Annotated in this window: 15 protein-coding genes; 2 read left to right on the forward strand and 13 right to left on the reverse strand. The window is 42.9% G+C overall.

Annotated features, from left to right (window positions below; translation table 11 throughout):
* Positions 1 to 18 precede the first annotated feature (18 nt).
* From BBI11_RS12240 to BBI11_RS12275, 8 genes are all read right to left on the reverse strand, one after another.
* The gene (locus BBI11_RS12240) at positions 19 to 909 is read right to left on the reverse strand and encodes an ATP-grasp fold amidoligase family protein (protein WP_068463757.1); all 891 of its coding nucleotides are present in this window, start codon (positions 907 to 909) and stop codon (positions 19 to 21) included.
* The gene (locus BBI11_RS12245; RefSeq protein WP_068463759.1) at positions 884 to 2,020 is read right to left on the reverse strand and encodes a glycosyltransferase family 4 protein; all 1,137 of its coding nucleotides are present in this window, start codon (positions 2,018 to 2,020) and stop codon (positions 884 to 886) included. The genes BBI11_RS12240 and BBI11_RS12245 overlap by 26 nt, the downstream gene beginning before the upstream one ends.
* Before the next feature lie 19 nt (positions 2,021 to 2,039).
* Positions 2,040 to 2,900: an NAD-dependent epimerase/dehydratase family protein gene (locus tag BBI11_RS12250; protein ID WP_068463761.1), complete on the reverse strand. Its 861-nt coding sequence runs from the start codon at positions 2,898 to 2,900 to the stop codon at positions 2,040 to 2,042.
* Between the two features lie 18 nt (positions 2,901 to 2,918).
* Positions 2,919 to 3,521 (reverse strand): sugar transferase, encoded by a 603-nt coding sequence (locus BBI11_RS12255; protein ID WP_068463764.1) that lies wholly within the window; start codon positions 3,519 to 3,521, stop codon positions 2,919 to 2,921.
* A gap of 23 nt (positions 3,522 to 3,544) precedes the next feature.
* Positions 3,545 to 5,386 carry a polysaccharide biosynthesis protein gene (locus BBI11_RS12260; protein ID WP_068463767.1) on the reverse strand — a complete coding sequence of 614 codons (1,842 nt, stop codon included), beginning with the start codon at positions 5,384 to 5,386 and terminating at the stop codon, positions 3,545 to 3,547.
* 125 nt (positions 5,387 to 5,511) lie between these two features.
* The gene (locus BBI11_RS12265) at positions 5,512 to 6,279 is read right to left on the reverse strand and encodes a tyrosine-protein phosphatase (RefSeq protein WP_068463771.1); all 768 of its coding nucleotides are present in this window, start codon (positions 6,277 to 6,279) and stop codon (positions 5,512 to 5,514) included.
* 167 nt (positions 6,280 to 6,446) lie between these two features.
* The gene (locus BBI11_RS12270; RefSeq protein WP_068463775.1) at positions 6,447 to 7,145 is read right to left on the reverse strand and encodes a CpsD/CapB family tyrosine-protein kinase; all 699 of its coding nucleotides are present in this window, start codon (positions 7,143 to 7,145) and stop codon (positions 6,447 to 6,449) included.
* Positions 7,108 to 7,875 carry a YveK family protein gene (locus tag BBI11_RS12275; protein ID WP_068463777.1) on the reverse strand — a complete coding sequence of 256 codons (768 nt, stop codon included), beginning with the start codon at positions 7,873 to 7,875 and terminating at the stop codon, positions 7,108 to 7,110. The genes BBI11_RS12270 and BBI11_RS12275 overlap by 38 nt, the downstream gene beginning before the upstream one ends.
* A gap of 177 nt (positions 7,876 to 8,052) precedes the next feature.
* Between BBI11_RS12275 and BBI11_RS12280 the strand changes: the two genes are divergently transcribed.
* Positions 8,053 to 8,844, forward strand: a complete 792-nt coding sequence (locus BBI11_RS12280; protein ID WP_068463780.1) for an SGNH/GDSL hydrolase family protein — start codon at positions 8,053 to 8,055, stop codon at positions 8,842 to 8,844.
* Between the two features lie 12 nt (positions 8,845 to 8,856).
* Entirely contained in the window at positions 8,857 to 9,777 is a 921-nt protein-coding gene (locus BBI11_RS12285; protein ID WP_068463783.1) for an LCP family glycopolymer transferase, read from the forward strand.
* A gap of 175 nt (positions 9,778 to 9,952) precedes the next feature.
* Here BBI11_RS12285 and BBI11_RS12290 read toward each other — a convergent pair whose 3' ends face one another.
* The 5 genes from BBI11_RS12290 to BBI11_RS12315 form a co-directional block, all read right to left on the reverse strand.
* Positions 9,953 to 11,089 (reverse strand): glycosyltransferase, encoded by a 1,137-nt coding sequence (locus BBI11_RS12290; protein WP_068463785.1) that lies wholly within the window; start codon positions 11,087 to 11,089, stop codon positions 9,953 to 9,955.
* Positions 11,090 to 11,125: 36 nt separating this feature from the next.
* The gene (locus BBI11_RS12295) at positions 11,126 to 12,145 is read right to left on the reverse strand and encodes a dTDP-glucose 4,6-dehydratase (RefSeq protein ID WP_068463788.1); all 1,020 of its coding nucleotides are present in this window, start codon (positions 12,143 to 12,145) and stop codon (positions 11,126 to 11,128) included.
* Between the two features lie 1,672 nt (positions 12,146 to 13,817).
* On the reverse strand, positions 13,818 to 15,836 hold the full coding sequence (locus BBI11_RS12305; RefSeq protein ID WP_068463794.1) for a bifunctional 2',3'-cyclic-nucleotide 2'-phosphodiesterase/3'-nucleotidase: 2,019 nt from the start codon (positions 15,834 to 15,836) through the stop codon (positions 13,818 to 13,820).
* Between the two features lie 901 nt (positions 15,837 to 16,737).
* On the reverse strand, positions 16,738 to 17,157 hold the full coding sequence (locus BBI11_RS12310; protein ID WP_068463797.1) for a putative periplasmic lipoprotein: 420 nt from the start codon (positions 17,155 to 17,157) through the stop codon (positions 16,738 to 16,740).
* Between the two features lie 243 nt (positions 17,158 to 17,400).
* The gene (locus BBI11_RS12315; RefSeq protein ID WP_068463799.1) at positions 17,401 to 18,426 is read right to left on the reverse strand and encodes an acyltransferase; all 1,026 of its coding nucleotides are present in this window, start codon (positions 18,424 to 18,426) and stop codon (positions 17,401 to 17,403) included.
* Positions 18,427 to 18,462 lie beyond the last annotated feature (36 nt).

Consider the following 18,462-nt stretch of genomic DNA (forward strand, 5'->3'; position numbering starts at 1 on the left):
CTGAAAAAATTTCTCTAGTTACTTAGGCAATATAAATTGTTCGCCTAACAAAAAATCAAATTCATCATTTTGGTACTTCTGATAGCCACCAGCTGTATAAAAAGTAAGTTCTCCAAAATAAATTTCTCCATCTACATTGTATAAATCAACTCTTACATGTGGAAAGTCTTTTGATAATACTTCTGCAATTTCAACCATTTTATCAAAATTCTTAGGTTTCGAAATATTAGAAGTTATGCCTTTTATATCTGCTCTTTTATATGGAAGTTTGTTGAATTTAGTATCGAAAATACCCAATTTTATTCCATCAGCTAAAAACCTTTCCACTATCACATACAATGAAAATGGTTTTCCATTAAAACAAAAAAACTTATAATCAATTAAATCTCCATTAGTATCTTTTTCTAAAAACTTTTCACAGATTATTTTTGGTTTTATGTCGTGATATGCCCATTCTCTTCCCATCTTACCGTTCCAAGTATTTAACCATTCATTAAGAGTTATTTTAGTTAAGTCAATATCTAGTTGTGATTTGTCTTCACATATTATATTGGTGTGACTCCCATTATTAGTTTTTAAAACAAATTTATCAGGTAAATTTTTAAAATCTATATCTTCGGCTCGATCATAAACACCATATAGTGGGACTAAGATATTCTCAAAACCTTTTGAAGTAATATATTCACGAACTTTATATTTATCAGAACACTGAACCATAAGTGGATCTCTATGATATAACTTATACCATTGTAGTTTTTCTGTAAATCTATGAGGATTTTTTAGGTTGAGCTTTCGATTTTGCGATATTCTGTATTGGAGATTAATCATCATCTTATCAGGTATAAAATCAATCAACTTTAAAATTTGTAATCTTAAATTTTGATTAGGAATTAGCTTTTTGTAGTTCACTTGTAATCTCCTTCGCATTTTCTATTTCTTTCATATATGCATTCACTACAACATCTCTACTGAATTTTTTTTCCATTTTCATCCTTGATTTATTACCCATCTCTTTTTTTTCTGCATAAGACAAGTTTATAAACTGCTCTATCTTATTCACCAAGCTCTGTGTATTTTTCTTCTTAAAAGTATATCCGTTTACCCCTTCTTCAATAGTCTCTCTGCAACCTGGTATATTTGAGGCAATCAAAGCTCTGCCGGTAGCAGCAGTCTCTAATAATACATTCGATAACCCTTCCCCACCATGAGAAGGTTGAATCAAACAACTTGATGCTTGAATATATGGTTTCACATCAGATTGATAACCCAAATAATTTATATAACCTTCTTCAACATATTTATCAATTAATTCATTATATTGCGACTGAGATTTTTCAATAAAACCAATTACATTAAAATTGACCTTAGGATACATTATTTTCACTTCTCTTGCTGCTTCTAAATACTGATCTATTCCTTTATCTTTCATTATTCGACCTATAAAAATAAAGTTTAAATTATCTTCTGGCGGGAATTCTATAAACTTATATTCATTTAAATTCACTCCTGAGCCAGGTATTAATTCATAAGGCCCTTTAACAATATTTTTCTGTACCAAGCTATTCATGTCTTCAATATTTTGGAAGAAAACACATTTTGATTTCTTTAATCCCACTTTATATAAACTTGATAATAAAAACTTTAAGGTCGGGTTACCGCTAAAGCCACTTCCTAAGCCTGTGATATTGTTTATGCAAGGAATATTTAACATTCTGCAGGCTATACCACCGTATAAATTAGGCTTTATAGTATATGTAAGTACTACATCTGGTTTTATGTCTCTTAATATTTTTACGTAATGACCAACTAACCTCAAATCTGTTGCTGGATTTGTTCCTCTCCTATCTACATTTGTTTCGACAAACTTACATCCCCAACTAATCATTAAATCAACTTTTTCGTCGTAAGGAAGAGAGATATACACTTCATAGTCATCTTTTAATAACCTTTGAATTAATTCTTTACGAAAATTATATATTACAAACCCATGATTCCCTAATAATAATACCTTTTTTTTCATAATACAATCGGCCACCTATTTATATACTTTTTCTCACAGAATCTTTTAAATCATTCATTTGATATTTCGTCTTATATTCACTTAATTTTTTCTCATAAACCAAATTCCCAAAAACCTTATTAACAAAATTAACTCTCGCAATCATAAGTCTCAAAACCGGATTGAATACTTTCAGAAGTATTATCCTATTATCATGAATCCCTGCAATAACTCTAACCATCTCACTAGTCTTCACATATTCCGCATTCTGTGGAAAAAACAACCCTCGTTCTCCATTTTCAACCATTAATCTCAAAAACTCACTTAAGTTATCTATATGAAGCATACTGCGCTCATTATCAAAATCAGGAAATACAGGAAGTATTTTGGCTACTTTAGCCAATTTCGGATAATTGCCTTTTGAATCTTTTCCGTAAATCATAGGCGGTCTAATAACAGCAACTTTAAAACCATCATTCTCCAAAAGTTTCAATTCTTCTTCTGCTTGAAGTTTGCTATCTCCATAGAAATTACTCGGACTCGGTACTGTTTTGCAATCTATAATTCTCTTTTCATTGCTGCTATCACCATATACTATGATACTACTCATGAATATAAACTGCTTCACACCTTGGATTTTCGCTTTTTTAGCCACCTCCACAGTAAGATCACGATTTATCTTATAATAATGTTCTTTCATTTTAAGATTTGTAGAGACATGGGCGATTCCAGCAACATGTAAAACGGAATCATATTTACTGAAGTCTTTTTTCTTCCATTCATCACCACGTACAGAAATTTCGTCGACATCATATTGATCTGGGCATTTCATTAACCAAGTAATCAAGTTAGTACCGACATAACTTCCTTTTCCTGTTATTAGAATCTTCTTTTTCCCCATGCTTCTAACATCCTTACTTCATAAGTTTTTATTACTAAGACCTGTACCCTCTTTTACACCGTCACTTCTTAATACACTAAAAACAGTTTTCACAAAGATTTCTGAATCAAGTTTCGGATTTTGCTTTTCAACATATTCACCATCAATTTTAGCCTTCAGTTCAATTGGAAGCTCATCCCGACCACTGATTTGTGCTAAACCTGTTAGTCCAGGTAATACATCATTAGCTTTATACTTATCACGCTCTGCAATAAGATCGTATTGATTCCACAAAGCTGGACGCGGTCCGATTAGACTCATCTCACCTTTAAGAATATTGATTAACTGAGGAAGTTCGTCTAGACTTGTTTTTCTTAAAAAGCTGCCTACCGGAGTAATATAAGCATCTGGTTTATCTAATAGATGAGTAGGCATTTCTTTGGGTGCGTCTGTTTTCATCGTTCTGAACTTCAGAATATGAAATTCTTGCTTGCCTTTACCGATACGCTTTTGTTTAAAAAATACCGGACCTTTAGAATCCAACTTAATAATCAAGCATAAAATAAGAAAGATGATAGAAAGGCTAGCGAGAATTAGCAGTGAAAGTGTGAAATCTACAAAACGTTTTATTAATGAGAACATACCTCTCCCCCTTTCAATTCGAATTAGCTACTACTTGCTACTAGTTTTTTAGTTTCAACATTCTTGCGGTTAGCAAGTCCAACCAACAATTCTTTAAGTTCTATATCATCCATTTCATGCAACTTCTCCATGATATATTTGAGCTCAAGTTCAGCTACCGGGTTAGCTACACCGATGAAAATTTTCGGGAAAACTTGTTTGTCTTGAATTTCATCTGAATCGAGAAGTTCTTCATACATCTTCTCTCCAGGACGAATTCCTGAAAAGTTAATCTGAATATCTTCTTCTGAGTAACCTGATAAGCGAATGAGGTTTTTCGCTAAGTCCACGATTCTGACTGGATCTCCCATATCTAAAACGAATACTTCTCCACCACGTGCTAAAGTTCCAGCCTGAATCACTAAACGGGATGCTTCAGGTATCGTCATAAAATAGCGAGTCATATCTGGATGTGTTACTGTCACAGGGCCGCCTATTGCTATTTGTTTCTTGAATAAAGGAATAACCGATCCACGTGATCCAAGTACATTACCAAATCTAACTGCCACGAAAGTAGTTTCACTGCGCTTAGCCAAATTTTGAACTATCATCTCTGCAAAACGCTTCGAGGCTCCCATCACATTTGGTGGGTTGACCGCTTTATCAGTAGATACCATGACAAAGTTTTTCACTCCAGCCATATGCGATGCTTCTGCTACATTCTTAGTTCCGTATATATTGTTCTTCACAGCTTCCATCGGGTTCCCTTCCATTAAAGGAACATGCTTATGAGCTGCGGCGTGATAGACAACATCTGGTTTGTATTCATCCATGATTGCGATAATACGTTCACGGTCTTGAATGTCTGCAATCAAAGGAATAATTTCAGTTTCATTGCCTATAGCTTTCCTAAGCTCCATATCAATTAGGTAAATGGAGTTTTCACCATGTCCAAGTAATAGAAGTTGCTTTGGACCGAAACGCGCAATTTGACGGCAAATTTCAGATCCAATCGATCCTCCTGCCCCAGTCACCAATATGGTTTTACCAGTCAATTGATCGGCAATTTTATTCATGTCCAGTTTTACTTCTTCACGGCCAAGAAGATCTTCAATTTTCACGTCTTGAATATCTGTTACCGATACCTTGCCAGTCATGACATCTTCAATAAGTGGAATTGTCTGCGTTTTAATACCAGTATCCATACAATGCTTAATCAATTCCGCAGACTCTTGCTTACTGAGTGAAGGAATCGCGAGGATAATACGTTCGATCGCATTGTCTTTTGCAATGGCATTGATGTCTTTTGTCTCGCCATGCACGACCCGTACATCGTAAATATCTAAGCCATGTTTATTTTTATCATCGTCAACGAACAATACTGGTAAAAATCCGTTTTCTGGATTATTTAATAGTTGGCGTGCAACAAGCGTGCCGGCTTTCCCCGCCCCTACAATCATCGTTCGCTTCAGCTCTTGATCTGAAGATTTTAACTTAAAAGCTCTACCGCGCATCATGCGCCAGGAAAGCCGAGATCCACCGATTAAAAGTACGTGAAGCATCCATGTGATAACGAGTGCCCGAACTAGCACATCTTGGCGATCGATAAGTTGCACAACCGCAACTGCTACAACGGATAAAGTTACCGCTTTGACAATAGAAGAAAGTTCTCCGACCGAGGCATATTCCCACACCTTTCGATATAGGCCGAAGTACATAGCGAATACGTGGTGCGCGATGAAGATCGTTAAGGCGCTTGCTAAGAGAAATTGGTTCTGGAAGATGTCTACGTAAGGGTAGAGGATATAGTAGCCGACGAAGATGGAGAAGAAAACGATTAATGAATCGACTACTATGAGTAATGACATTCTGTTTTTCAGTGACAATATGGTCCACCCTTTCACTAGGCAATACTAAATACATACGTTTTGGAAATCCGTTGCTAATTTTAACATGTATTTCCCAGTAAAGATAGAGTATATATGTAAAATTAATACTATAATATTAGTTTTTACGCAAAGATATTCCACCACTTGCCCTTTTCTATGTCTTGTGGCTCAAGAACGTGCAAGTCTTGGTCTAGGATGATTCGTTCATTGTTCTCTAATAATATGTCGATCATATTGTGGTGTCTCTTTTTTTCCAGTACATCAAGTCCTGCGTTGAAATGGAAGGGGCGTACGTCTTCACTATGTACATCTGATCCATATACATGAATTAGGTTAGCGTCGATGAGCTGAAGGGCCGTCTTTTGGATGCTTTTGCCGAAGCTGCCCGACAAAGACCCTGCTGTCACTTGTGCCATCGCGCCGTGAATCAATAATTTCTTCAAGCGCTCAGGTTTTTGAATGATACCTTGGTTGCGCTCGGCATGGGCAATGATCGGGATATACCCACTGGTGATCAGTTGCTGGATGACCGGCACCGTGTAGACAGGAATACCTGATGATGGAAGTTCAAGTAGTACATAACGTGATTCTGCTAGGGTCAAGGCTTCGCCATTTGCGAGCCACTCTGGGAGCTTATCTGACAAACGACATTCCTGCCCACTGTAAATTTCTAGCGGCAATTGCGCTTGTTTCACATAGTCTTTTACTGCTTTTAACTGTATTTGAAGCGCTGCTATATCGGTCTTGAAGTTAGGATGATGTCCGTGAGGTGTAGCGATAATGCCAGTTAAATGCTCTTCGACAGCCATATCTAATAGCCGCTTCGTCTGTTCCATTGTTGCCGCGCCATCGTCTAGCGCCGGTAAAATATGTGCATGCGTATCAATCATTCATGGTTCCCCCTATGTATGAAACACTCATTTTCAGACCCAAGTATTTTTTCTATATTGAAGGAGTCTTATGTAAACTATACAACCTACATGGATATCCAATCATTCACTTTGAAAAAATTGGGTATCGGGTTTAAAAGAAAAAGCAAAAGGGGGACATTCCCCTTTTACTCAGCGGTGCCGTAGTATTGGTAATAATAGCTATCTTTAGCGAGCTCAAAATTGTTTAATACGGCACCGATCAATTTGCTATTGGACGCTTCGATTGCTTCTTTAGCTTTGGCTGCCATTTCTTTTTCAGTGCTGCCGGAGTTGATTACCATGATCGCTCCGTCGCATTTATTGGCTAGTACCTGGCCGTCAGTTACAGATAAGACGGGCGGCGCATCGAAGATGACCATATCATATCGTTTTTTCAAATCAGCAATAAGCATGGCCATTGCATTTGATGCTAATAGCTCTGCAGGGTTCGGTGGAATTGGACCGCAAGTCATCAAATCTAATCGCTCAATTTTCGTTGGGCGAATTGCATTTTCTACGGTAGTTTGACGCGTTAGAACGTTGGATAGGCCAATTGTGTTTGGCATATGGAAAGTGTAATGCGTGGTCGGCTTGCGCATATCGCCATCCACTAATAGGACTGTCTTTCCTTCTTGGGCGAAGACTGTTGCTAAGTTCGCTGATGTCGTCGATTTCCCTTCACCAGGCGCAGCGGATGTCACCACAATTGTTCGAAGATCCTTATCGGGTGATGCGAAATTGACATTTGTTCGCAAGGTACGAAATTGTTCTGAGACGATTGAGCGAGGAGTCGTATGCGTAACGACTTTACGCGCGGTTTCCTGCAGTTGTTTCTTCTTGGCCATTCAAATTCCCTCGCTTTCTTCTATTAGTAGATGGAGCTGACTGCATTTTTGCTTCTTCTTTGATTGGTGAGATCACACCTAGTAACGGTACACCTAGAATGTCTTCAATGTCTTGTTCTGTTTTCATCGAGGTATCGAGGTATTCACGCAAGAATGCAATACCCACGCCCAACATCAATCCGACTACTGCCGCAATCGCCATATTCAAAATTGGATTCGGTTCGACCGGACTTGGATTTTCTTTCAACACTGCGGGTGATAAAATTGATACGTTATCGACGTTCATCAACTCACGAACATCACTTTCAAACACTTCTGCTGTCGTATTGGCGATTTCAACCGCTTGGGCTGGATCTTCATCACGTACTATGACATTCACCACTTGCGAGTTTTCTGCTGTATTAACCGTAATTTTTTGTGTTAATGCTTCAGCACTTATATCCAAATTCATCTGTTCGATGACTTGATCAAGAATGGCAGGGCTTTTAATGATCACGGAATATGTATTGATGAGCTGGAGATCGGTTTGGATATTTTGGTTGGTCAGCTGTGATGCTTCAGTTTGTTCTTGGTTAACCAGTATTTGTGTTGAGTTTTCGTAAATCGGCGTCAAGAACAAGAACGAAACCGCCCCTGCAATTGTGATTGCAAGAATCGTCGTCAGGGCAATAATTCCTAGGTTCTTTTTTAATGTCTTGAACAAGTCCTGTAAGCTAATAGTCTCTTCCATGTAGTGTAATGGCTCCTTCTATTTCAATTTAATTATAGACAGTTTCAAACAACATAAGACAGTATATCACAGGAATATATCATTTGTACTTCCAATTTTAAAAAGTTTTGTAGGAACAAGGATGGATTTATGCTATCTTTAATTTATAGAAATGGCTATTTTTGAAAGGAGTAAAGTATGAAACTGTATAAATTAGGAGGGTTCGTTGCAGTCCTTGTCTGCCTAGGAATTCTTGTCTATTCTTACTTATCTTGGCAGGACAAACTACAAGGAGCAGGCACACCTGAACAGGTTTCAAGCACCACAACTGAAACCCCCAATACTAAAAATGAAACTACCCAAACTGAGTCAACTAGTGACAATTCTGTGAACATTGACTTAATCGCTAATATGGATGAATCAGTTCAAGACCTTTTTCTCCAAAAGAATTCAGACGGCGAGTCACTCCAATTGTTAATCGCCGGATCTGAGGCACTTGAATCAGGGGAACCCGGTTATGCGGAACGATTGAAGACGTCATTAGAGGAAACGTATGGTGATTCGATCGAAGTGACGATCGAATCTGTAACTGGAACTTCTGAGGCCCTCCAATATGTCGACCTGACTGCAGGCTACGACTTGGCATTGCTCGAACCGCTTACTTTGATGAATAATGATCGCCTTTCTATTGAAGAAGAACGCGAAGATGTACAAGCGTTCACGTCTCGACTAGAGCAAGAAAACCCAGACGCACTTGTCATTCTGCATGCTCCTCAGCCCATCTTTGGTGCTGGTTATTATCGTGCGCAAGTACAGGCACTCGAGGAGTTTGCCAATTTGTACGGCTACCCGTATATTGAACATTGGGATGCATGGCCGGATACAGATGATATCGCTTTGAAGGAACATTTGACTACCGATGCCGTCCCAAATAGTAAGGGCGCTGAAACTTGGGCAACCGAATTAAGCAATTACTTTATCGCGAACTAACGGAGGATAAACATGAAAAAGAAACGCAAATGGCCCAAGTACTTATTGATAGGCTTTTTACTGTTATTGCTTGTCGGGGGCGTTTATGCCTATAACGTCTACTCGAACTTCTCGACAACGCTTGATACCATCCATGAGCCAGTCGACCGCAAGACCCCATCCGTCAAACGGACAGACATCGTTGAGTTTGATGAGAAAGATCCGTTTTCGGTGTTGCTACTCGGTGTCGACGAACGAGAAGACGACCGCGGACGATCCGATACGATGGTTGTCATGACCATCAATCCGGCTACACAATCGACGAAGATGGTATCGATCCCGCGTGACACATATACTGAAATCGTAGGACGCGGCACAACAGACAAGATCAACCACGCCTATGCGTTCGGCGGCATTGAAATGTCGATGGACACGACAGAAAATCTTCTCGATATCCCAATTGACTATGTCGTCCAAGTCAATATGGAAGGTTTTGAAGATATCGTCGATGCAGTCGATGGTGTCACGGTGAACAACTCCCTGGCATTCGATGGCTTCCAGGAAGGCGAAATCGACTTGAACGGTGAAGAAGCATTGGATTTCGTCCGTATGCGCTACGAGGATCCACGTGGCGACTTCGGACGTCAAGATCGTCAAAAACAAGTAATCCAAGGCGTCATGAAAAAAGGCGTATCCATCAACAGTCTCTGGAACTACAAAGACATCTTTGATGCCCTCGGACAAAACGTTCGGACGAATATGACCTTCGATGACATGGTCGATGTCCAACGCAATTATCAGGATGCTGTCATGAACGTTGACCAGATGATCGTCGAAGACGGGTACGGCGAAACCATCAACGGCATTTGGTATTATATTATGGATGATGCAGAACTTGCGGAAATCCAATCGACGTTGAAAGAGCATCTGGAATTGAATGACGCCACCGAATAATAATGAAAACAGCTGCACCTATGCCTTATTTCAGGCTGGTGCAGCTGTTTTTTTATTACGCAGTGGATGTATCTCCCTGTTGCTAGCTCAAAAGAAGCGTAGTTTGCGCTTTGGCTTTACCTTTCGCGATCGCTTCCACTTCTCTGTGTTTCCTGTGGCAAGGTTCCTACCAACTCTACTGAAGTTTGTCATTCGCCAAATTAATAAAATCTCTCATCACGACATCAATCTCAAATTGACGCGCTTTGAACTTACAGCGCTCTGCTGTTTTTCGGTAAACATTTTCTGATACTAGCAAATTTTTCACCAACTCGCCTATTTCATACGTGTCCGGCGCTTCCCAATACGATTCGCCTACTTCATAAGGCGGCAGCTGGTAAAAAAAACCTTCTGATAAAGCTTCAGCGTCATTTGCCCGCGACGTGATTCCCGGAATCCCCAAACTGCAGGCTTGGATCATCACTGCTCCTGAACCGATAAAACAAAAACTGTCGCGCAGCACCTCTTCTAAGCGATCGGCATGGGGCTTCGAGTGAAGAAAGATGTGGTCTTTCGCTTCGGATTCCCGAATGCTTTTCCGTAACCGAGATTCGTCTGACCCGCTCCCGTATATATGGTAAGTGAACGCTGGATCGATTTGAATCAACTCTTCCATCAATTCAATGACTTGCGCATAATGGGTTGTAAACGCTTGAATGGCTCCGACTGAGACGATACGCCTTGAATGCGAACTGCCGTAATCCGATTCCGGTGCTGCTTGTTCAATTGGTGGTGGCATGAATTGTTCCGGTACTTCGGTCTCGAGTGCACGCGCAGTGTAGCGACGGACCGTTGGGTTCATGAACACCAATTTCTGATGGAAGTCCTTGTCGATTGTCTTTAACGCACGGATAATTTTCTTATTGCGTTCAAGCTTATACAATTCGGGCTGATAGACGCCTGATAAGCGGACGTGTGCCGGCAAGGCGTATGACAACAGCAAACTCGACGGACTGAACGAATAGGCCAAATCGTATTTCTCTGAACGTACGAGTTGGTTGAACACCGATAAGGCGAGCGGCGGTTCTTTGCCATTTTCACGGACAATGACTTTCAGCCCGTCGATTTGTTGGAGATGCTTTAATAGCGGGCCGCCGCCGCTATAGAGATAGACGCTTACTTGGTAGCCATTATCCGACAGCCACCGTGCCATGCGGACAATTAAGGCTTCAACGCCCCCCGCTTTCATATGTTTATGAATAAGGGCGATTTTTTGGAGCCGTCCGTTTGCTTTATACGTATTTGGTTGGTTAATCGCTTCATCTGAAATCATGGGACACCTCATGGCAACTGTCGTTTGTCTTGCGTGTCATACTACTTCCCAGATTCGTTTTTTGGAAAGCATCCACTCGATTGTTTCTTGGATTCCCCGATCAACATCGGTCTTAGGAGTAAACTCGAGTTGCTGATTCAATTTGTCAGCAACTACCGCAAAACGGTGAGGCGCCTTGCCCCCTCCTGCCGGTTCCACAAAGCGGATGCGGCTTCGGTAGCTATCATTTCCCGGGAAATGACGGTCGAGCGTTTTACAAAGGCGTTCAACAATTTCGAGTGTCTTGAGCGGAGTACCTGCCGCAAGATACGTTTCTCCCGCATTCCCTAAATGGAAAACAGTATCCGCCGCACGCCAAAAATCATCGATATATAGCCAGTCGTGGACGTCTTCGCCACCCGAATACACCGGAATGGTGCTGCCGGAGAGTGCTTTTTGCATAATAATCGGAATGAGCTTATCGTCTTGCTGATGAGGCCCAAACACATTCGTTGCCTGCAAAATGACCGTATCCATCCCGTAGCTTTCGTGGAATCCGCTAACCATCAGTTCCGAACTCGCCTTGCTTGCGGCATACGGGCTGATTGGGTCGTATTTATGCGTCTCATCTGCAAACCCCTCAGCTCTCGGCCCGTAGACTTGATCTGTCGAAATATGCAAAAAGCGTGAAGCGGCAAAACCGGCTTTCGATTCATAAGGACCGTTCATCCAATGCTTGCGAGCAGCATCAAGTACATGGAATGTGCCGAGTACATTGGTCTCTGCGAAGAGGCCCGGATTACGTTTCGATTCGCCGACATGCGTTTGGGCCGCAAAATGAGCGACCTCGCTAATATCGTACTGTTCGAATACTTGCTCGACCGCCTCGTTATTGCGGATATCAACCTGGTGAAACGCATAGCGTTTGCAAGCCAGCAATGGCCTTAATAACTCCGGGACACATTCCGCTTCGTGGTCAATCGCCACTATTTGATAGGCCGGATACTTAGTCAACAATTCATGGATAAAGCGCGAACCTAAAAAACCGTTCCCTCCCGTCACCAACATCGTTCTCATAGTTGATCGCTCTCCCTTTCCACTTTTTTGAAATTTCGAAACGATTCTCATCCCGCCTCACCTCTCCCGCCGTTTTCTCTATGTTAGTAGACGGAAGTTAAATTCAAGTTAAACTTGGATTTATAATAGTGGTTTGATTATACAGAATTTTTAGGTATTAAGAAATGATTTTTATAAATTTATATAGACTTTAGTTATAATTATCCTAAAATACTATCTAATTTAATGATAATTCGTTAATTTTTTTCGCTAAATATGCTCCTCAAAGTATAGTTCTTTTGTTTAAACTGTTTTTTGTATAAGAAATTAACTAAAAAGAATTAGAAAAGTGATAATCGGGCTGATTGATAATCGATCAATAATACAGAAGAAAGCCTAGTTAGATATGTTATGGTTGGTCAAAAGAAAGGGGCGTTGACGTATCGAATTATCGATTATTATGTTTATCCTGTTAGTAGGCGGCGCACTGATTACAGGGGCTTTGGCCGCCACCGTGTTTATGGGTGTTTACCGAAAGTCTAGACGCGGCGGCGTATTGGTAGGTACGCTGCTTGTTCTTTGGATTGTCTATCAGATGGTCACGCTGTCTACTATTACCGTGCCACTTACTGTGACGGTGTTTGTGATTTATCTCTTTTTCGGGGTCGCGACGTATTGGAAGTTGAGATCTGACGGGGTTATTGCTAAGGGATAGATCTCTTGTGGTTGCTATCTACTATAGATAGCTAGTTAGTTAGATGAGACCTGTTCGAGCTGGGGCGGCTGTTTGCGGAATAGCGGTGTTTGTTTGCAGAATCGTAGCGTTTGTTTGCGGAATTGTAGAGTTTGTTTGTGAAAGTGCAGCATTTGTTTGCGGAATCGTAGTGTCCACTTGGGATTGAGCTACTTTTGGATTTCACTGTCTTGAGAGAGACAGTCTGAATTCGATGACCATCTTACATCGGTGGGGTAGCTTGCTCAGTGCTTGTTGTTTACCCTAGATAGTTAGGTAGATAAGAACTATTCGAGTTGGGGTTCCGTTTGCGGAATCGCAGTCGCCGCTTGGGGTTGAGCTTTCGCAATAAGTCAGGAAGAACGACTGTCTTATGGCTTCGCTTCACCCTGGGCGCGGAACTACTTTTACTGAGCATTGTATTTATCGAATCAGACTGGATTTGTTCAGTCTGTTGCATCGACTGGGGAGGTCGCTTAGTTAGACAGGCTTATGTTACTTGCTAGGCGGGAATGGTCGATGCATATGCTGGTAGAGTCGCAGTCGCCGCTTAGGGTTGAGCTTTCGCCATAAGCCAGGAAGAACGCCTGTCTTATGGCTTCGCTTCACCCTTGGCGCGGAACTGCTTGGAGATTTCGCTGAGCATTGATAGTGAGGTGCGATTGGTTCGATAGTTTTCACACGCCTGTATCAACGCTTAGGTTTTGGTTGATTCTCTTAAATTCTTTCTTCCGCTGCAATTTATACCAATCACCTCTCCGCTATCATGATAGAGATGTAGCGAAAGGTGGTGACGCTGGAGGGATCAGGACGAGCTGAAGACCCTGGACTGAGCATAGCGAGGGAAGCAGCTGAAGCCGCACCCCTCAGCAAGCTTCCGCCTGCAGCGGAATCTCTCTGCTACCTCTTATAGAAAACAAAAAAACAGACCCGAGAAAAAATCTCGGGTCTGTTTTGCGTTTACTGGATCGTGTAGCCATATTTCGCGAAGCCGTTTTGTGTCACTGCGATATACTGGATCGCTGGCTCGCGTTCTGCCAAACTTTTCGCTGAGTTCGATGTTTCGAACACCAGGTTCGGGTTGCCTGCGACTGGCGCAAACTGCCAGTTGCCGTCTGCCGATGGGTCGATCGTGCCGGCATCCAAAATGTAGTCTTGGAGCACTTGGCGGTTCTCATACGCAAAGTCGATTGATTCCGTCGCATTGCGGACACCTGGGAAGTTGCCGCTCGCACGGTAGTTATTCGTCACGACCAGGAATTCCTGGTTCGGGTCAATTGCTGCCCCTTCGTATTGAAGGTTTTCGATGCGTTCAGCACTTCCGTTGACCACTGCGCCTTCCCCGTCATATTTCGCCGGTTTGGTAATGTTGATGTCGTACGTAACACCATCGATGACATCAAAATTATACGTGCGGTAGTTATCGTCGATGAATCGCTGTTCGCCTGTCGCAGCCGTGTCGATTTGCTTGAACTGGCCAGCTGACATTTCGAGCCATTCTTTGACGTCTGCGCCTGTCAGTTTCAAGACGAAGACGGTGTTGTCGTAGACGTAGAGGTCTGCGACGTTTTTAATGGCGATTTCGCCGGTTTCGATATTGGTGTAATAATCGCCGCCGTTACGCCCGCCAGCTTTAAATGGTGCCGCAGCGGACAGTAGTGGCAAATCGGCATTAGCCGTTCCAGCGATTTGCTGCTCGGCGTACCATAGTTGTGCGTTGTTGACGATCTGCACAGATGGGTCATCTTGCACGAGTGAGAAATAGCTATTAATCGGAGCTGTCGTTTCGCCGACAGGGCTGCGGATGTATTCCACTGTGCCTTCATGCGTTTCTTTCACTGCTTCGATTACTTGCTCTGCTACTTCATCCGTCGTGGAATCGATGGCGCGCAGTTCTGCTTCGCCATTCGTGATACGCCATTTCTTGCCGCGCGGCTCGAGCGTCAAATCGATGACGCCAAGATGGCTACCAAATTTACCAGGCATGACAACCGGGACACCGTTGATCGTGCCTTTTTCTTGGTCGACATTTTCAAGGTCGCCGAACGATCCCGGGAAGACGTCGTGGTTATGTCCGGTGATGATCGCATCCACGCCTTCCACTTCGGTCAATTGATACGTGATGTCGTCTTCTTTATCGGTATGGACTTCATCGCCCATTCCTGAGTGGGACAGGACGACCACCACATCCGCTCCCGCTTTTTTCACTTCCGGAATGAATTTCTCCACCGTATCCGCTGCATCTTCTGCAATGACTTCGCCTTCAAGATGCGCACGGTCCCAGCTCATGATGCCAGGCGCTACAACGCCGATGACGCCGACTTGAATCGTGTGCTTTTTGCCTTTACGGTCCGTCACCTTTTTGTCCATGATCGTATACGGCGTGAAACGGTTCTCACCTGTTTCTGCGTCATAGACATTGGCGTTGAGTACTGGGAAATCCGCTTCTTCTAATGCATTGTCGAGATAGTCGAGGCCGAAGTTGAACTCGTGATTGCCGAGTGTCGATGCATCAAAATCGAGCGATTCGAGTGCGGCGTATGCCGGATGCAATTCGTCGTCTTCTAACGGGTCGACGTTGACTTTGTAGCCGCCGAACGGAGTGCCTTGGATCAAGTCGCCGTTATCGAACAACAAACTGTTCGGGTTTTCTTCGCGTGCGTCTTCGATCAAAACGCCGGTTTTCGCAAGCGATAATGAATTGGATTTAGCGTCACGGTAGTAATCGTAGTTGACGAAGTTTGTATGTAAATCAGAGGTGCCGAGAATCTGTAGTTCTACTTCTTTCGGTTTGCCGCCATTCTTTTTCCATTTGTCCATGCGTTCTTTGTAGCTTTGCCCGTTGCCTTTCACGGTTTTGGGCACTTTGTCTTTCACCACTTCGTGATAATCCCCTGCAGCAATCGCCGGAGCCCCTGCTGTTAAACTGCCAAGCGCAAGCACCGAAGCGGCGAGCGTCAAGGATAGTTTCTTGCTCATCTGTCCATCTCCTCTTTGTTCATAATGGTCAAGCAGATTCATTATACTACTTCGGAATTCGGAATAGAATGCGTTTACATAAAATTGCATCAATTGTAATATGCTTTACCTTTTGGACAAGTTTTGAAGAAGTCATGAGGGACAATTGGTCATGCAGGCGGGGATAGTTATTTGATTCGTTTTGTGAGATGGATGGTTGTTGCTGGCTCTGGATAGTTACATGAGAAGGAGTTGAGGTTGGTGTGTGGTGGTGAAATCGCAGTGTCCGCTTGGGGTTGAGCTTTCGCCATAAGCCAGGAAGAGCGCTTGTCTTATGGCTTCGCTTCACCCTTGGCGCGGAACTGCTTATACAGATCATTGTATTAATCGAATAAGACTGGATTTGTTCAGTCTGTTGCATCGACTGGCTAGGTCGCTTAGTCGGACATGCTTATGTAACTTGCTGGGTGGAAATGGTCGGATGCATGTGCTTGTAGAGTCGCAGTGTCCGCTTGGAGATTCCATTGAGAAACAATAGTCACATGCGATAGGGTTTGTAGTTTTCATACTGCAGTCTCTAAGCTTATTTGTTTGGATGATTCGCTAAAGTTGTTTTCTTCCGCTGCACTATAGAAAGATGGTGTCCCCACTATATTGATAGAGATGTAGCGTAAGGCGGGGACGCTGGAGGGATCAGGACGAGCTGAAGACCCTGGACTGAAGCGTAGCGAAGGAAGCGGCTGAAGCCGGCCCCCTCAGCAAGCTTCCGCCTGCAGCGGAATCTCCACGCCCTAAAACTACTTTGAACAAAAATCTCCAAAACAAAAAGCCCTACAGAATGGTATTGCTCCCTTAAAGTTAGAGTTCACATCTAACTTTTGGGGTGCACTACCAATACGGGGCTTTTCTACATTCTCGCTATTTATAGATCTGTTTGTAAAATCTCTTTCAAATCTTGTGTCTGTTCGGCCGTTAGCCGGAAGAATTCTTGGTTTTCTTTATGGGATAGGACATTGCGTTCGTTGGACATGATGGCACGGCCGTTGTCGCGGTACCAGACGAAGCGGCGGACTTCCTGCACGCCGTCTTCGGGCCGATCGATCGTGAACACGGCTTGCGGTTCGATGGACAAGCGGTCGAATGACTCTACTTCGGTTTCGTTATGGAGGATGGAACGGAGTGTAACAATCGAAGCGCGGTCATTGATGTCTTTTTTGAACAAGACACCTTCCGTGATTCCGTCCGTGAACGGCACCCCGACGCGAATGACTTCGTTACTTGAACATGCCGATAAGAAAATCGCTATCGCTGCGATGATTCCCAGCACAATCGACTTTTTCATGTTATCACCCCTTCCTATCCATAATCCCGGTGCAACTTACAATTAAATACAGCTTATCATGATATCTTCACCAATACGACTCTTTCTATCAAATTCATCAAATTTTTAATTACCTATCAACCGTACACAATGACACATTAATCACTCTCTGCTTCACTAAAGGAGTTACATAGGTACAGACGACAAAAATCGACAATATCTTTTGTCCTAGTTTCATCGATTTCATTTAGTTAACCGGCTAGCTTATGGCACCAGTCGCCTGATGACAGGTGTTTTTTGCATAAGCCGAATGATGACATACGACAAGAGAAAGATGACGATCCACGACAAGGGCACGCCAATTCCCACATTGATCGTCGATTCGTTGAAATTAAATAAACGGTTCAAATAGGTCTGGATCAGTGGATGGATAATGTAGACGCCAAACGTAGCCGTACTGATACGCGTGATGAGCGGCGTCGATTTCAAGTTCTTGCCGATTTGTTGGAACGCCACAAAGACGAACAGCGACACGAATATCGCATGCGGGTAATAATGCTCGTAGAAAAAGTCATCGAAGTCACCTGCTTCGCGCCCCGTATTCGCGGAGACCGTTCCATATAAGGTTACGGCATAGCCGATGATTGCCAGCACGCCAAGGGTCGGGAGCCAACGCTTCGGCAAAGGATACATGACCAAATAGGCGCCGAGCAGGAAATAGCCGATATAAGGTGCAAACAGCTCTCCTGCAAATGCCACTTCATAACCTGTCGCCCTTGTGAAGATCGGCACCGCTGCCGAGAACAAAAACCAAAACGCAAAGAAATAATGGAACATCGTCTTGTCCATATGTTTCACAAGGATGCGCAAGAACGGTGCCATTAAATACAGCCCGGTGATGATGTAAAGAAACCACAAATGGTAATAGATATCGTCGGAGATGAACGCGCCAACCATTTCCATCGGCGTGTATTGCTCTTCTAATTGAAATATATTATAGGCCATGTAGACGGCACTCCAGAACACGAGCGGCAGCAATACCTTGCCAAGTCGCTTGCGCAAGAATTCACCGATGGGTTCTTTGGAGTCGCGCGTCAACAGCAGTGCGCCGCTGAGCATGAAGAAAATCGGCACGCACCAGCGCAATGCGCTATCAATTGCATTGGCGTAATGCCATTCCCAATCGCCAGTCGTATAATTATTGATGATTTTCGATGCGACGTGGACACCGACGACCGTGACGATTGCGACCACCCGCATCCAATCCATATAGCCGTATCTTCGCGCCATTGGGTTGACCTCTTTTCACTATGATTCCTCGCTTAT

The organism is Planococcus maritimus, from assembly GCF_001687625.2.
Taxonomy (GTDB): Bacteria; Bacillota; Bacilli; order Bacillales_A; family Planococcaceae; genus Planococcus; species Planococcus maritimus.

Excerpts from the sequence above, each read along its gene's own strand:
- BBI11_RS12295 (WP_068463788.1), bottom strand. The coding sequence starts at position 12,145 with ATGAGAACGATGTTGGTGACGGGAGGGAACGGTTTTTTAGGTTCGCGC.
- BBI11_RS12305 (WP_068463794.1), bottom strand. The coding sequence starts at position 15,836 with ATGAGCAAGAAACTATCCTTGACGCTCGCCGCTTCGGTGCTTGCGCTT.
- BBI11_RS12245 (WP_068463759.1), bottom strand. The coding sequence starts at position 2,020 with ATGAAAAAAAAGGTATTATTATTAGGGAATCATGGGTTTGTAATATAT.
- BBI11_RS12280 (WP_068463780.1), top strand. The coding sequence starts at position 8,053 with ATGAAACTGTATAAATTAGGAGGGTTCGTTGCAGTCCTTGTCTGCCTA.
- BBI11_RS12275 (WP_068463777.1), bottom strand. The coding sequence starts at position 7,875 with ATGGAAGAGACTATTAGCTTACAGGACTTGTTCAAGACATTAAAAAAG.
- BBI11_RS12315 (WP_068463799.1), bottom strand. The coding sequence starts at position 18,426 with ATGGCGCGAAGATACGGCTATATGGATTGGATGCGGGTGGTCGCAATC.
- BBI11_RS12265 (WP_068463771.1), bottom strand. The coding sequence starts at position 6,279 with ATGATTGATACGCATGCACATATTTTACCGGCGCTAGACGATGGCGCG.
- BBI11_RS12250 (WP_068463761.1), bottom strand. The coding sequence starts at position 2,900 with ATGGGGAAAAAGAAGATTCTAATAACAGGAAAAGGAAGTTATGTCGGT.
- BBI11_RS12255 (WP_068463764.1), bottom strand. The coding sequence starts at position 3,521 with ATGTTCTCATTAATAAAACGTTTTGTAGATTTCACACTTTCACTGCTA.
- BBI11_RS12310 (WP_068463797.1), bottom strand. The coding sequence starts at position 17,157 with ATGAAAAAGTCGATTGTGCTGGGAATCATCGCAGCGATAGCGATTTTC.
- BBI11_RS12270 (WP_068463775.1), bottom strand. The coding sequence starts at position 7,145 with ATGGCCAAGAAGAAACAACTGCAGGAAACCGCGCGTAAAGTCGTTACG.
- BBI11_RS12285 (WP_068463783.1), top strand. The coding sequence starts at position 8,857 with ATGAAAAAGAAACGCAAATGGCCCAAGTACTTATTGATAGGCTTTTTA.
- BBI11_RS12290 (WP_068463785.1), bottom strand. The coding sequence starts at position 11,089 with ATGATTTCAGATGAAGCGATTAACCAACCAAATACGTATAAAGCAAAC.